Origin of the sequence: Paenibacillus sp. FSL R7-0313, from assembly GCF_037969885.1 — a bacterium.
GTDB lineage: Bacteria > Bacillota > Bacilli > Paenibacillales > Paenibacillaceae > Paenibacillus.
In genome coordinates, this window is the sequence record NZ_CP150219.1 from 1,654,076 (window position 1) to 1,667,898 (window position 13,823).

Annotated in this window: 11 protein-coding genes; 4 read left to right on the top strand and 7 right to left on the bottom strand. The window is 47.1% G+C overall.

The genetic code is table 11. The features are described from left to right. Positions 1-14 precede the first annotated feature (14 nt). The 4 genes from NSQ38_RS07330 to NSQ38_RS07345 all read right to left on the bottom strand — a co-directional run bounded on the left by NSQ38_RS07330 (position 15) and on the right by NSQ38_RS07345 (position 3,667). Positions 15-914, bottom strand: coding sequence for a DUF4097 family beta strand repeat-containing protein (locus tag NSQ38_RS07330; RefSeq protein ID WP_339788222.1), 900 nt, complete (start codon positions 912-914; stop codon positions 15-17). After that, entirely contained in the window at positions 911-1,504 is a 594-nt protein-coding gene (locus tag NSQ38_RS07335) for a DUF1700 domain-containing protein (RefSeq protein ID WP_339788224.1), read from the bottom strand. Before NSQ38_RS07335 ends, NSQ38_RS07330 begins: the two co-directional genes overlap by 4 nt. Next, on the bottom strand, positions 1,497-1,826 hold the full coding sequence (locus NSQ38_RS07340) for a PadR family transcriptional regulator (protein ID WP_339788227.1): 330 nt from the start codon (positions 1,824-1,826) through the stop codon (positions 1,497-1,499). The genes NSQ38_RS07335 and NSQ38_RS07340 overlap by 8 nt, the downstream gene beginning before the upstream one ends. Before the next feature lie 296 nt (positions 1,827-2,122). Continuing rightward, positions 2,123-3,667, bottom strand: a complete 1,545-nt coding sequence (locus tag NSQ38_RS07345; RefSeq protein ID WP_339788230.1) for an FAD-dependent oxidoreductase — start codon at positions 3,665-3,667, stop codon at positions 2,123-2,125. Positions 3,668-4,036: 369 nt separating this feature from the next. On the opposite strand from NSQ38_RS07345, the gene NSQ38_RS07350 reads away from it, so the two are divergent. Next, entirely contained in the window at positions 4,037-6,859 is a 2,823-nt protein-coding gene (locus tag NSQ38_RS07350; protein WP_339788232.1) for a glycoside hydrolase family 3 C-terminal domain-containing protein, read from the top strand. Positions 6,860-7,008: 149 nt separating this feature from the next. Here the strand turns inward: NSQ38_RS07350 and NSQ38_RS07355 are convergent, their stop codons facing one another. Further along, entirely contained in the window at positions 7,009-7,848 is an 840-nt protein-coding gene (locus tag NSQ38_RS07355; RefSeq protein ID WP_036612816.1) for a methyl-accepting chemotaxis protein, read from the bottom strand. A 283-nt stretch (positions 7,849-8,131) separates the two neighbouring features. On the opposite strand from NSQ38_RS07355, the gene NSQ38_RS07360 reads away from it, so the two are divergent. After that, a complete protein-coding gene (locus tag NSQ38_RS07360) occupies positions 8,132-8,734 on the top strand; it encodes a TetR/AcrR family transcriptional regulator (RefSeq protein WP_339788235.1) in 603 nt (200 codons plus the stop codon). A gap of 42 nt (positions 8,735-8,776) precedes the next feature. Then, positions 8,777-9,223 (top strand): DoxX family protein, encoded by a 447-nt coding sequence (locus NSQ38_RS07365; RefSeq protein WP_339788237.1) that lies wholly within the window; start codon positions 8,777-8,779, stop codon positions 9,221-9,223. Positions 9,224-9,232: 9 nt separating this feature from the next. Here the strand turns inward: NSQ38_RS07365 and nrdG are convergent, their stop codons facing one another. Together nrdG and NSQ38_RS07375 are read right to left on the bottom strand one after the other, a co-directional pair. Further along, positions 9,233-9,736: an anaerobic ribonucleoside-triphosphate reductase activating protein gene (gene nrdG / locus NSQ38_RS07370; RefSeq protein ID WP_339788240.1), complete on the bottom strand. Its 504-nt coding sequence runs from the start codon at positions 9,734-9,736 to the stop codon at positions 9,233-9,235. Next, on the bottom strand, positions 9,733-11,694 hold the full coding sequence (locus NSQ38_RS07375; RefSeq protein WP_339788242.1) for an anaerobic ribonucleoside triphosphate reductase: 1,962 nt from the start codon (positions 11,692-11,694) through the stop codon (positions 9,733-9,735). Before NSQ38_RS07375 ends, nrdG begins: the two co-directional genes overlap by 4 nt. Positions 11,695-12,176: 482 nt before the next feature. On the opposite strand from NSQ38_RS07375, the gene NSQ38_RS07380 reads away from it, so the two are divergent. Continuing rightward, complete coding sequence (locus NSQ38_RS07380) at positions 12,177-13,814, top strand: histidine kinase dimerization/phospho-acceptor domain-containing protein (protein WP_339788244.1); 1,638 nt, start codon at positions 12,177-12,179, stop codon at positions 13,812-13,814. Positions 13,815-13,823 lie beyond the last annotated feature (9 nt).

Below are 13,823 nucleotides of genomic sequence, written 5' to 3' on the forward strand. Positions count from 1 at the left end.
AATTTGCTTCATCACTATTTGGTAATCTCGATGCTGCCAGAAGAGGTGCGGGCTTTAATCACTTCCCGGCTTACCATTGGGGATTCAGGTACACCCACACTTCCCGAAGTAGCCTTAGCATCGTAGATCCCGTCAAAATCAGTTGCAGCTTGAATGAAAATATCTCCTGATGTTCCAGACGCATTAATTGGGGCCGAATGGGACTGCTCAATATGAATGCTACCCGAAGTGAATTGAACATCGGCTGCGCCGTTTAATTCAGTGATTTCAATATCTCCTGATTTAATCTTACTGTTTACTTGACCAACTACCTGATCAGCAGTGAAGCTTCCAGATGTCTGTTTCACGGTCATGTCTCCATTAATCATGGAAGCGGTAATGTCCCCCGAAGTCAGAGCCAACTCAATATTGGGTACCTTGATGTTTGCCAGACGTATGGAACCGGAGGTGTTATTCAGCTCAAGCTTATTGGCACTCAGATCCGTTAGATCCCAGTCACTTGAAGAGGAGTCCAGCTTAACCTCATTTAACTGATGTCCTTCAGGCAGAGCAATCGTTATTGTGGAATCTTGATCATTCCAGTACAGGGTGAAAAATTGCAATCGTTCACGCTCTGTCTGTGACAGTTGGAATGTGTCGTTGGATAAGGTGGCTTGTTCGAAGCTTCTGACTACGGCAGGGTCCCATTTACCATCCACTTCGATATAACCATTCGAATCCGGGCTTACAACAAATTCAATATCTGCACTGAAATTAGCATTCATAATAATGTTCTGCAATTCATCCGCTTTGAAATCCCATCGTTTGGAATAATGCTCCCGTTCATCCCCGAACTGTACGCCATAGATGGATGTCCCAAGTAAACCTATTCCGATACATATCACGGCAAGCGCAAGCCATTTTTTGGTGCTCATGCGGAAACATCTCCTTTCATCGTGTTTTTATTCCATCTAATATATTGAAGAGTGACGATTTTGAAGGTTCTAAAGACATACTTCGATGCGATGGCAAACAAAATGCCGACACCGAAAGCGCCAATCGCAACGAAGATCTCTGCTTTATCGAGTTGGCTAAGGAATAGAAAGTCCACAACCGCTGCCACAGGAGCCAATACCAGCAAGGACAGGCTGGCAATAACAAGCCATACCGACCACATCATGAGACCAAGAGGAATGCCAAGAATCAGATTCAGGAATAACAGGCCGATGGCTGTGAAAAAGTTGCGAGTGGCTCTGGTGCTGTTTTTGGCTGACCGCATTTCGCGATACGTCGGTGCATAAAACGCATCTGAACCCGGTGTATGAATGTCATAACGATCACCAAGTGCTTCCTTGGCGATCTCTTCCGGCTGTCCCAGCTCCCGAGCGATCTCTTCTTCCATTCTGCCTTCTCGTAGTCCAAGCTCGAAATGTTGATCATAATCTGCGAGCAATTCTGCCCGTTCCTGCGGTTCCATCGGCCGTAGATGAATTTCCATGGCCTGCATAAATTGTTGTCTATTCATTATGAGTTCCTTCCTCAATCAGATTTGCGACATTGCGTACAAAATCATTCCACTCTGTCGTCAGTGCCGACATGTATACGCGACCTGTCTCGGACAGTCGGTAATACTTGCGCGGCGGTCCTTCAGTTGATTCTTGCAGGTAGGTGGTGCAGTAACCGTCATTCACAAGCCGGCGAAGCAAGGGATACAATGCACCTTCAGCAACTTCGATATGTTTGGAGACCGCCTGAGCCAGTTCGTAGCCATACCGATCCTGGCGGTTAATTAATACCAGGACGCACAGCTCCAATACTCCTTTTTTGAACTGGATGTTCACATTCACACAGGTTCCTCCTTAGTAGCTTCATTTATCGCTAGTGTATATTGTTCAGTAGTAGTGAAGTCATCATAGCATTCAGTACTATTCAATGCAAGGTAGTGACTTTAAAATAGTTCCGTATCACGATTTATCGATAAGAAGTTCGTTTAATACTGACGCTTAGCTGAAGCTGTCTGTTTAGCTATAATTCAGCATACGCAAAAACCGGATCGGTTACTTCCGTCTGGAGGCGGATTCCGATCCGGTCTGTGAGATGAACTTTTGTTTCTTTGGTTTACAGGTTAATCGCTAGATGTGGGTTATTCTTGTGCATCCAGAACTTTAAGGTCTTCCACAGCAGGGCCCTCAATGACATGGCCTGCATAATCGAATCGTGAACCATGGCATGGGCAATCCCACGAACGCTCGCCCTCGTTCCATTCGACTTCGCACCCGAGATGGGTGCAGGTGGTATCCACCAGAAACAGCTTGCCACTGGTGTCCTTATAGGCGCCAGCACGTTTGCCGTTATGACGAACGACAGCTCCTTCGTCTTCGCCAATATCACTAACGTTTTTGTGCACAATGCCTACTTTACCGGAGATTAATTCCTTGGCTACATTCACATTTTCCACAATAAAATGTTTCATGCCAGGATCGGCCTTGAATCTTGCTGGATCGAATATAGCGGCATGAGGATTGTCACGTCCACTGATACGATCCGCAAGAATGTGTCCTGCCATCGTGCCCGTTGTCATTCCCCATTTGGCAAACCCGGTCGCCACATAGACACGTTCATGTCTTCCGGTAATCGGTCCAATGTAAGGCACCTTGTCAATGGAGATCAGATCCTGAGCTGACCAGCGAAAAGGAATGTTGCGGATACCAAATGTCTCCGCTGCGAATTGCTCCAGGCGTTCATAATGACCGAAGGTGCAGATGCCTTGTCCGGTTTTGTGATTTTCGCCGCCGAAGAGGATAAGTTCCTTACCGTCATGCAAGACGGTACGCAAGGAACGGTACGGTGTATCGTCCGAGATATACATGCCACCAGCATACGGTTTTTCCGGTTCGACTAATACGGCGTACGATCGCTCGGCGTGTAATCGTGTGAAATAAAATCCGGGATCATAGACGGGAAAATGAGAAGCCACGACAATATGTTCCGCTGTTACGGATGGACCATCTCCATAAGTTCTGACATGTAGTGAAGCATCTTCCTCTACATCGGTTACGGTGGTGTGCTCATAGATACGTACCCCTTGTTTCACAGCGGAATCGAGCAAGTAGTGCAGGTAGGCCAGTGGATCAAAGCGTGCCTGACCCGGCATGCGAATACCTGCCCTTGAGGGAACTGGAATAGGGAGTGGATCTACCCACTCACCAGGGATATTGAGTGTGCCGTAGGCGGTCAGCTCGATCTCCAGTTTTTTGATGTTTTCCTCGGATTGAATGTAGACGTAGGCATCTTCCTCTGCCCACTGGCAATCAATCTGTTTTTCCTTCACCAGATTGCGCATCCACTTGGCGGCATCGGCATTACCTTCATAGTACATCCGAGCCTGCTCTTGTCCGAAGTGATGCATAATTTCATCAAATATGACGCCGTGTTGTGCAGATACCTTGGCGGTGGTATGACCGGTCGTGCCATCCAATACTTTTCCAGCCTCCAACACGACCACACGCATACCCGTCTGTGCCAGCAGATAAGCGGTAGTAATGCCTGCAATACCGGCACCAATAATTGCTACATCCGCGGTGATATCTTCAGTCAGTTTAGGATAGGCGTCGAATTCATGCGTAGCACGCCACAGTGATTCGGGGACCGGGGGCAGACCCGTTTTGGGCTGCTGATTGTCGCTCATTTGTCTTCCTCCTCAATCATCTTCATTCGGTTGATGCGGTTGTCGTTCAGCGCACATCGTTGTACTCTTATTCATGATTGCCAGACTATGCCAGGAAAAAACGGTGTTGTTCAGATTTTGCCGAGGGGATGTTCACAATTTCCTGCGCAGAACCTCTGTTTTTTTTGTTAAACATGCTATATGATAGGATTACCGAAACCGTTTTAGGTTTTGAAAATGAGATCAAGTTTTACACCTGTAAACGTTGATTATAAAAGGAATAATCTATCCATCGGAAGTAAGATTTTATCCGAATTAATCCCCGTTTTTTCATAAGATATGTATTCGCTATCATTTTAATTAACTACCGATAACCAAAGGAGATTCCATATGACGACCAACCAAACGAAATATCCGTTTCAAGATACAGCACTAGAGTTAGACACCCGGGTGAAGGACCTTGTATCCCGCTTGACGGAAGATGAAAAAATTGAATCCATGCTGCAATATCAGCCTGCAGTAGAACGCTTGGGTGTGCCTGCATACAAACATGGAACAGAAGCGGCACACGGCCTGGCCTGGCTTGGAGAAGCAACATCTTTCCCACAACCGGTGGGGCTAGCATGCACATGGGATGCAGATCTGATGAAGGAGATTGGCTCCGTGCTAGGAGACGAGGCGCGTGTATTTTATAAACGAAATCCGGCAGTGAACGGTCTTACGCTGTGGGCACCTACAGTGGATATGGAACGTGACCCGCGCTGGGGACGGAATGAAGAGGCGTATGGTGAAGATCCAGAACTGACAGCCGAGCTGACAACAGCATTGGTCAAAGGAATTCAGGGTGACCATCCGAAGTATTACAAAGCGGTTGCTACTTTGAAGCATTTTCTTGCGAATAATAACGAAGTGGATCGTGGAAGTGGTTCGTCCAGCATTGATCCGCGCAACATGCGTGAATATTATCTGAAAGCGTTCGAGAAGCCATTTAAGGAAGGCGGCGCACAGGCCATGATGACGGCGTACAACTCCATTAATGGTACGCCAGCGTTGTTGCATCCTTTTGTGAACGAGATTGTCAAAGGCGAATGGGGCATGGATGGTTTCATTGTCAGCGACGCAGGCGATGTAATGGGCATCAAGAACGATCATAAATACTATGATTCCCACACACCGGGTACGGTAGAATCTGTGAAGGCAGGAATTGATAGCATCACCGATGATGCCGAACTGTCCAAACAGGCACTACGTGAAGGATTGGAACAAGGTACACTCACGATGGATGACATCGATAAGGCGTTGTTCAATACGTTCCGTGTGCGTTTCCGTCTGGGCGAGTTTGATCCGGAAGAAGGCAACCCGTACGCTGCTATTGGTGAAGAGTCCATGATGACAGAGAAAGCAAAAGAACTGTCGCTCAGAGCCGCAAGAGAACAAGTCGTATTGCTCAAAAACGACAAAGGCACACTGCCGCTGGACAAAACAAAAGCTGGTAAAGTGGCTGTGATTGGTCAATTGGGCGGAACCGTCTATCGTGACTGGTATGCAGGCACCATGCCGTATAACGTATCCCCACTTGAAGCGATCCGTGGCAAAGTAGGCAGTGATAAAGTATCGTTCAAGGATGGTAATGACCGTATTACGTTAACTTCTGTAGCCAATGGGAAGAAGATTGGACTGGCAGATGGTGAAAAATCACCTGTCATTGCTTCGGGAGAAGCGGAGACGTTCATGGTGTCCGACTGGGGCTTCGGAAGTTATACCTTGCAGGCGGAAAGCAACGGCAAATATCTGACCACAGATGAAGAGACCGTAACGGCTTCCGCAGATGAAGTGTACGGCTGGTTCGTGAAGGAAGTATTCCACCTGTTGCCACAAGAGGATGGTAGTGTAGGTCTGACCACATGGAATGGCAAAACGGTGACTACACCTAATGGCGGAAACGATGCATTTGCGGTGTCTGAAGAACTGAAGTCTTTCGGTGCTACAGAGACATTCAAGCAGGATGTGATTGTGAATGGACTTGAGGAAGCGGTAGCAGCTGCCAAGGCTGCGGAAACGGCGATTGTCTTTGTTGGTAACAATCCGCTTGTAAATGGTAAAGAAGAAATTGATCGTCCAAGTCTGGATCTGGCCGAATCTCAGCAACGTTTGGTTGAGGCGGTCTATGCCGCGAACCCGAATACGGTTGTGGTCATCGTGGGTAGTTATCCATTCACATCGAATTGGGTTCAGGAGAACATCCCGGCGGTATTGTACACTTCACACGCAGGACAGGAACTGGGTAACGCAGTAGCAGACGTACTCTATGGCGACTATGCGCCAGCAGGCCGTTTGAACATGACATGGGTACAATCAGCAGATCAACTGACCGACATCAAGGATTACGATATCATTCAATCCGGTCGGACATATCAATATTTTGAAGGTAATGTATTGTATCCGTTTGGACATGGTCTGACGTATGCAACGTTTAAATACAGCAATTTGGAACTTAGCCCAGCTCAAGTGGGTACAGAGGGCAACGTTACGGTAACTGTAGATGTGAGCAATACGGGTTCAATCGCCAGTGACGAAGTTGTACAGTTGTACGTTCGTGCAGGCAAATCCCGGGTGAAACGTCCACTCAAAACGTTAAAAGGATTCCGTCGTCTTCATATCGAAGCGGGAGGTACAGCGAAAGTCAGCTTCACCTTGCCTGTTCAGGAACTGGCAATCTGGGATGTAACTCGTGATCGGTATGTCGTGGAAAGTGGAACTTACTCCATCATGGTTGCCAAGTCATCCTCTGATGTCCAACTGGTTGCAGACCTGACGGTAGAAGGAGAGACGATCCCTGCCCGTAATCTGGGTGTGGCTACTCGTGCCGAGAATTATGATGCTTACCTGGGTGTTGATCTGGATGAGAGCAAAGAGGGCGGAAGTGCTGTCCGTGTAGTTGGTGAGCAAGGATGGATTGCTTTCAAGGATGCCGATCTGGGTAGTGGGGCAGCAGCAATTGAAGCGCGTGTCTCCGCAGAACAAGCAGGTGCTGTGTTAGAAGTTCGACTCGGTTCACCAGACGGTACGCTCGCAGGACGTGTGGAACTGGCGCAAGGTGAAGCCCAGCAGTGGTCTACCGTGAAGGCTGAACTCACAGGTGCATCAGGTGCGCAGGATGTATACATTGTGTTGTCTGCAGGTGTGCGCATCAGTCACTTCGAGATTCGTTAAGTCAAATAACTCATGAAAAAGCCTCCGAACTTATTCGGAGGCTTTTGTTTATTGTTTAATGACCATTTTGCATAAATCCCCTGAGCGGTAGGAATCGAATTATGCAAATTTCTATGATATGAACCGCGTTTGTTTCATTAAACGTATTTCTATTTTCCGTCAAACGTAATCATTTTTTGCACAAATTGCTTCAATTGTTTGTTGGTTTCATTTAGTTGCTCAATTGTGCTCATGAAATTATTTACGAGTTCAGCCTGCTCTTGGGAGCTTGCAGTGATCTCACCAAGTTCATTTTCCATGCCTTGAATGGATTGGCGGACGGAGAGAAGAGAATCTTCAATACGGGCCGTTGCTTCCTTGGTATCGACAGACAGTTTGCGAATTTCTTTGGCCACTACACCGAAACCTGCACCTGCTTCACCTACACGAGCCGCTTCAATGGCTGCATTCAAGCCGAGCAGATTGGTTTGTTCGGAGATTTCACGAATGAAACTGGCAACCTGAGTTACATTGCCTGATTTCTGTACGGCTTGTTTGGAGTTGTTCCTGATCTCTTCGGTTGTGGCACTGAGCTCCTCGGAGTGTGCGGCTACATGCTGTACACTGTCAATTAACTGGTTGGTCAGATTTTCGGTAGCATCCATGAGCTGTTGCAGCTGGTCCTGGTCATCCATACTGTAGAGCAGGTTAAACAGGGCGATGACTTCACCTTTCTCATTTTTAATGGGGATAAAAGCCACGTCAAAAGGAACACCGAATAAATCTTTAGGGTAGTGATCAAATCGTTTGACTGTACCGCCGTTGAGATCAGCAAAATTTCGATTTCCATCCAATAGAGGGTCGCCGGGTTGATAATTCAGTTGTTTTAACGATTCCCCTGCTGAGAAATATAGGAATTTCTCATGATCTATAACGGAGAGGGTTACATCCTGACGAATCGTATCTCGAAAGAAAGGCATACATGTAATTAATGCTTGAACAATATCCATATAAAAGATGATTCCTCCCTGGCTACCTTATGTAAACGGTTAAATTTTAAATGCTAAATTACTAACTACCTATATAATATATCGTCATGCAATAGAGAAGAAAGTAGAGAGAATGGATAAAACCTATTTCTTTAAGGCAGGTCTCTACGAATGCTTCAATTATGCGGGAAATGGTCCGAGAACTAGTTAAAGATTGTTTAATTACTATTCTTATTTACAAACCGATAGTCGGTTTGTATAATTCTTATAAAGAGTAGAGGAGTAAACAAGGGAGGAAACGTACTTGAAGAATGAAGACAGACGGAAACATACAACGGCTCAGTTATTGGGAGCTACCAAGGAACTGTTACAAGAGAAAGCCTGCCATGCGATTACTTTAAAAGAGATTATGGAACGCTCGGGATTGTCCAAAGGGGCGATTTTTCATTACGTTAGAAGCAAGGACGAAATATTTATCTGGGTTCTGATGGAGCATCTGGAGACGGTGCACTCTGCCGTTCTGTCTACCATTGCGGAAGCAGATATCAAGACGTTTGAAGGTCCGCTGCAGATTATCGCTGCGAATTTAGTCGGTCTGGAGGAGCAGGGATCAATGACCAATAAGGTCTTGCTTTATTTGCTGGGCAAAGAGGACGAACCTCAGGTGTCCGAAGCACTACAGCAATTTCACGATAGGTCGGTCAACTATTCGATGCAGTGGATTGAGTTGGGAATCAAACATGGTGTGATAGATAGCTCGATTAATGCAGAGCAGATGGGAGAACTTTTTGTACTGCTCTCCATGGGACTGCGGGTACGCACCTCAATGCATACAAGCGGAAGGTCACACTTGAACTCTGCAGATATAGCTAACTTCATGTCTACCATGCTTAAGCAACAAGACTGATACGGATCTTTTTATAGTAAAGATGATGAAGGAGGATAAGAAATGGCACCACTTATTGCATTATGCACAACTTTTATGATACTTCGCGGGATCGGCTGGCTTGGAGTTCCGATGTTTAATCATTGGCATCCTGCGCTGCAAGGTGCGGTTGTCGTCATGTTTTTGTTGACCGCATCCGCACACTGGGGCAAACGCAGAGCTGATTTGGTTCAGATGGTTCCTCGTGGATTAGTTCACAAGGAGAAAATCGTCACGTGGACTGGAATCCTGGAGATCGCAGGCGCAGTTGGCTTACTTATACCTGGTGTTGCATGGATTGCCGCAGCAGGGTTGCTGCTCATGCTGATTGTCATGTTCCCGGCTAATGTCCATGCGGCCCGTGAGAAGTTAACAATAGGTGGCAAAGCTGTGTGGCCAGTTTTCCCACGTCTGATGCTTCAATTGCTGTTCATTACAGCGGTTGTACTCGCTTGGCCATGGTTTGGATAATATACTGCCTCATATGAGTTTGTGCGTCATAACGGTGTGTCTTGCCATCGTGCCAGCCACATCAATCAAACGTTGATTCCGACTGCCACGGAAGGGCAGCGAGACATCACGCTCCGATTCAACGTATCGACCGTCAATAATCACATCACACAACTGGGCAAGCTCCGCTCTCGCAGGGTCGGTAATCAGTTCTTCATATTCAAATCCCGTGTAGGCCCATACCGTCAGATCAGGACGTGCAGCTCGGAGCTGCTGGACCCAAGACGTACATTCTGCTGCCGAGAAAAAGGGATCACCACCACACAACGTAACGCCATCCAGCAATGGATGGGTCGTCACTTCATGCAGAATCTGCTGCTGCCGCTCCTCTGTAAAGGGCTCACCCGCTCGAAAGCTCCACGAATCCGGACTGAAGCAGCCTGGACAGGCGTGACGACATCCGCTGATGAACAACACAGCACGCAGGCCTGTCCCTTCATTCACCGATTCCGGGATGTAACCATATAGATTCACCGGTGCTTCACCCGATCACGCACTTCGGCTTGCTTCGCAGCATTGAAGCGTACTTTGTAATCTCCGGTTAGATAGCCAGTTACGCGGCGTAACCGCTGGAAGTGCACATGGTTCTCGTGGGCTTCACAGCCTGGGCATACATCCCCGATGACGCCTTCATAACCACATGCAGGGCAGCGATCAATCGGATGATTAATGGAGAAATAACCGATATCCTGCGCCAGTGCATACTGTACAATTCGCAGGAAAGCTGCGGTGTTGGCTCGAACGTTCCCGTCAAGCTCCACATAGGAGATTGCTCCTGCGTTACATAAAGTGTGGAATGGGGCCTCCAGTTCAATCTTCCGATAAGCTGGAAGAGTGTGGTATACCGGGATATGGAATGAGTTCGTATAATACTCACGATCATTAACTCCGGCAATGAGGCCGTATCGTTCTCTATCGATCTTCGTGAATTTGCCGGACAACCCTTCAGCAGGTGTGGCAAACAGTGTGATATTCAAGTTATGCTGCTCGCTCATCCGATCACAGAACTCTCTCATGGTACGAATAATGTTGAGCGCTTCGCGGTGTACATGAGGATCCTGCCCATGATGACGCCCATAGAGAGCTGTCATACATTCTGCGAGACCGATAAAACCAAGAGATAACGTTCCATGCTTTAATAGATCGGCAACCGGCTCGTTCGGGTCAAGCTGTTCTCCACCTTCCCATACACCCTCCCGCATCATGAAGTCCGATGCCTTGGCAGGCTGTGCTGTCTGAATTCGGTAGCGGTGCAGTAGGCCGGAAGCGGCATTATGCATAACCGACTCCAAAGCAGTATAGAATCCGGCCCGGTCAGCAACAGCTCTGGCACCTTGGCAGATGCCAAACCGGATGCCGAGCTTAACGAGGTTAATGGTGTTGAAGGACAGGTTACCTTTACCACTTTGACGATTGCGACCAAACCGGTCTGCCAGTGTACGTGTGCGGCATCCCATAGTTGCGATGATCGTATCCGGATCTTCCGGATGATAGAAAGGCAGATTGAACGAAGCATCCACATTGACAAAGTTAGGATACATCCGCCGGGATGAACAGGTGACTGCGAGGCGGAACAAATCATAGTTCGGCTCTCCATGAGCCTGATTGATCCCTTGTTTACATTGGAAAATATGTTGAGGGAACACGGGAGTCTCCCCGTTGCCCAGGCCACGGATGGTTGCTTCCAGCAACGAACGCGATACCAACCTTCCTTCCGCTGAAGTACATAATCCATAGTTCAGTGAAGTGAATGGAATCTGACCACCTGCCCGGCTGCTCATTGTGTTCAAGTTATGAATCAGTGATTCGGCAGCTTGTCCTGTCTCCAGTTCAGTCTCTTCATAGGCGAAGGCATATGCACGTGGGCACTGATTCTTTGCTTCGATATTGTCCAGATAAAGCTGTTCATCCTTAAGCAGGGCATGCTCACCAAAGAGGCGTTGCCCTTTGCGGTAATGTTTGCGGAACGATCGTTGTACATAAGGGGCCAAATCCCAGTCAATCTTATTGGCCGATACACCGCCATATTGACTGTTCTGCTGGGATTGGAAGATGATCGCAACCAAGGCCATTGCAGACATGATCGTCTGAGGTGTGCGAACCGATCCGTTGCCTGTATTGAAACCCGCAGCAAGAAGACGGTCAAACGGGATAAAGATGCAGTTGGTTGTTCCAAGCGCATACTGATCCAGATCGTGTACATACAGATCCCCGTTCTCCACAGCTTGGGCAAGCTCTTCCGGCAACACATGACGCAGAGCATGCCACTTGGCTGTCTCCGAACCGAGCCTGCTCATCTTGCCGCTGAAGGAGTCTCCGTTCAGATTCGCATTTTCCCTCAGCGTATCGGCGTCTTCTGCGCCAATAATTCGTCTTCCCAGGTCGGATAATAGATCGGATGCCGGTGGAGTGGCATACTCAAGCATGTTCATGTAAGGTTCCTCCTAAAATGATTTTGGGTATCAATCAATTCACGTTAAATACTATATGTAGATTCATATTATCCATTTATAAACTATATGTGGTTTTTTGGGTGTGATAATGGTCACGCAACGTAGTGGGCAACGTGGACTTTCCTTTAATTGCTGTGGATAAAGGTTCCCAAAGTCTGAGTAGAAGCGTATAATTTCTAGTTATCCTGCAAGGATAATATTCGAAGTGAGACAAGATGGACTTTCATCCATCTGAAAAGGCGATTTGCAAACCATTTTTGGTTGTTAAACCATCAACTCAAGACCTGCTTTTGTCCAAAAACAGGCTATCGGCAGGGAGTATGATTCTCTTTTACTTCTACGGTGTTAATCATATAAGTATAGATTGTGACAGTTATTCGGATTCTTGATGAACCCCTGTACGTGATTAAACATTCTGATATACAGATTTGAAAGTGCAGCTAAGACAAAAGGGGTGGATCATGGGAACGGCAGAAGGCATTACGAGAGGCTTCTATGAAGATATTAAGGAAGCTGCGGCCCATATCGTAGACGTATTAAGCGGTATATTGAAGGTTAATACCATCTTCGTTGCCACCAATGACGGGGCGACCAATGTCATTTTGGAGGCTTTTAATCGTACGGAAGAGTTAGTTGTTAAAGGCAGTGCACTTCCATTTACGGATTCATATTGCAGCCTGGTATTAAGAGACAACGGGAGTGTTCTTACGATCCCGGATACATGTGAACATCCGATGACACGATCCATGGGTGTTACGAGCGGACTTGGCAATCGTTTCTTCGTGGGCGTGCCTATTATGAGAAGATCGGGCGAAACATTTGGCACCATCTGTCTGATGGATGATCCTGGGTATGTGATCAGCGAAACCGATATGAAGACACTGAAGGCGATGGCTGTATTCCTGGGTTATGTTGTCGATCTGGAAAGTACGCTGCATGTTCAGGAGCGGAAATTGAGTGATTCGGAACAAATGCAAGAACAGCTCCAGGTAGAGAAAGAACGAGCCGAATCTGAGGCGATGACCAAAACACAGATGTTGAAGTTGATGAGTCACGAGATTCGCAATCCCTTGAACGGTATTTTGGGACTGACAGATCTGATGCGCACACCGGATATGCCCGAGGAGCAGTCCGAATATGTGAACATGATTGAGACAAGCGGCAATATTCTGCTTTCCTTGCTGAATAATATGATGAATTTCAATATTAATGAAGCAGGTAAAACGGTTATACATGATGATCCGTTTGATCTGGTAGGTACCATTGAGAATACGGTGTATCTCTATGCCGGTATTGCGACAGGCAAGAACATTGAGCTGGGATTAAATCTTGAACTGAATGTATCTCAAGTGTTCGTTGGTGATGAAGTCAAGATTGGACAGTTGCTTGCACACGTCATTCAGTATGCTCTCGATTCAACGCGTGAAGGTTCCGTTCTGATCACAGCAGTAGTGAATGGAGAAGAATTGGAAGAGAACGGTACACTTCTGCTCAAGGTGAAGTACACGGGTCAGATGTTATCGGACAAGAAGACACCAACCTTTAACAGGCAAGATGAAAATTTGAATATTCAAAAACTGATTGGAAGTAATCTGGGTTTAGCTGTAAGCCAGAATCTTGCCATTCTCATGCATGGCCGTATTCAGGTGAGCAGTGTGCAGGAAAATGATACGGAATTCAACATTTCCCTTCCGTTACGCAGATACTGGGAGTTACCTCAACTCGCAAGTGTTCAGCAGCGGTTAAAAGGGAAAAAGGTGTTGCTTGCCAAGGACCCTGACATTCTGCAAGGCGTCTCTTCCCTGATGCGTAGGTGGGAGATGGATGTACACATGACCTCGGGTTTGACATTAGCGCATGATTGGATCAAGGAAGGATTCATGCCGGATGTAGCCGTTGTGGATATGGGATTACTGGAAGGCGGCGCAGTCGACTTTGTACATGAACTGAAACAGCGACTGGAGAATCTGCCCGTCATTGTTCTTGTTCCTTATGGCATGCACATTGAATTGCATGAAGCAGAAGCCTTTGATGCTGTTCTGACCAAGCCGGTCAGACAGGCTGATCTGTTGAATGCATTGAGCATTACTTTGCCTTAAATCATGATC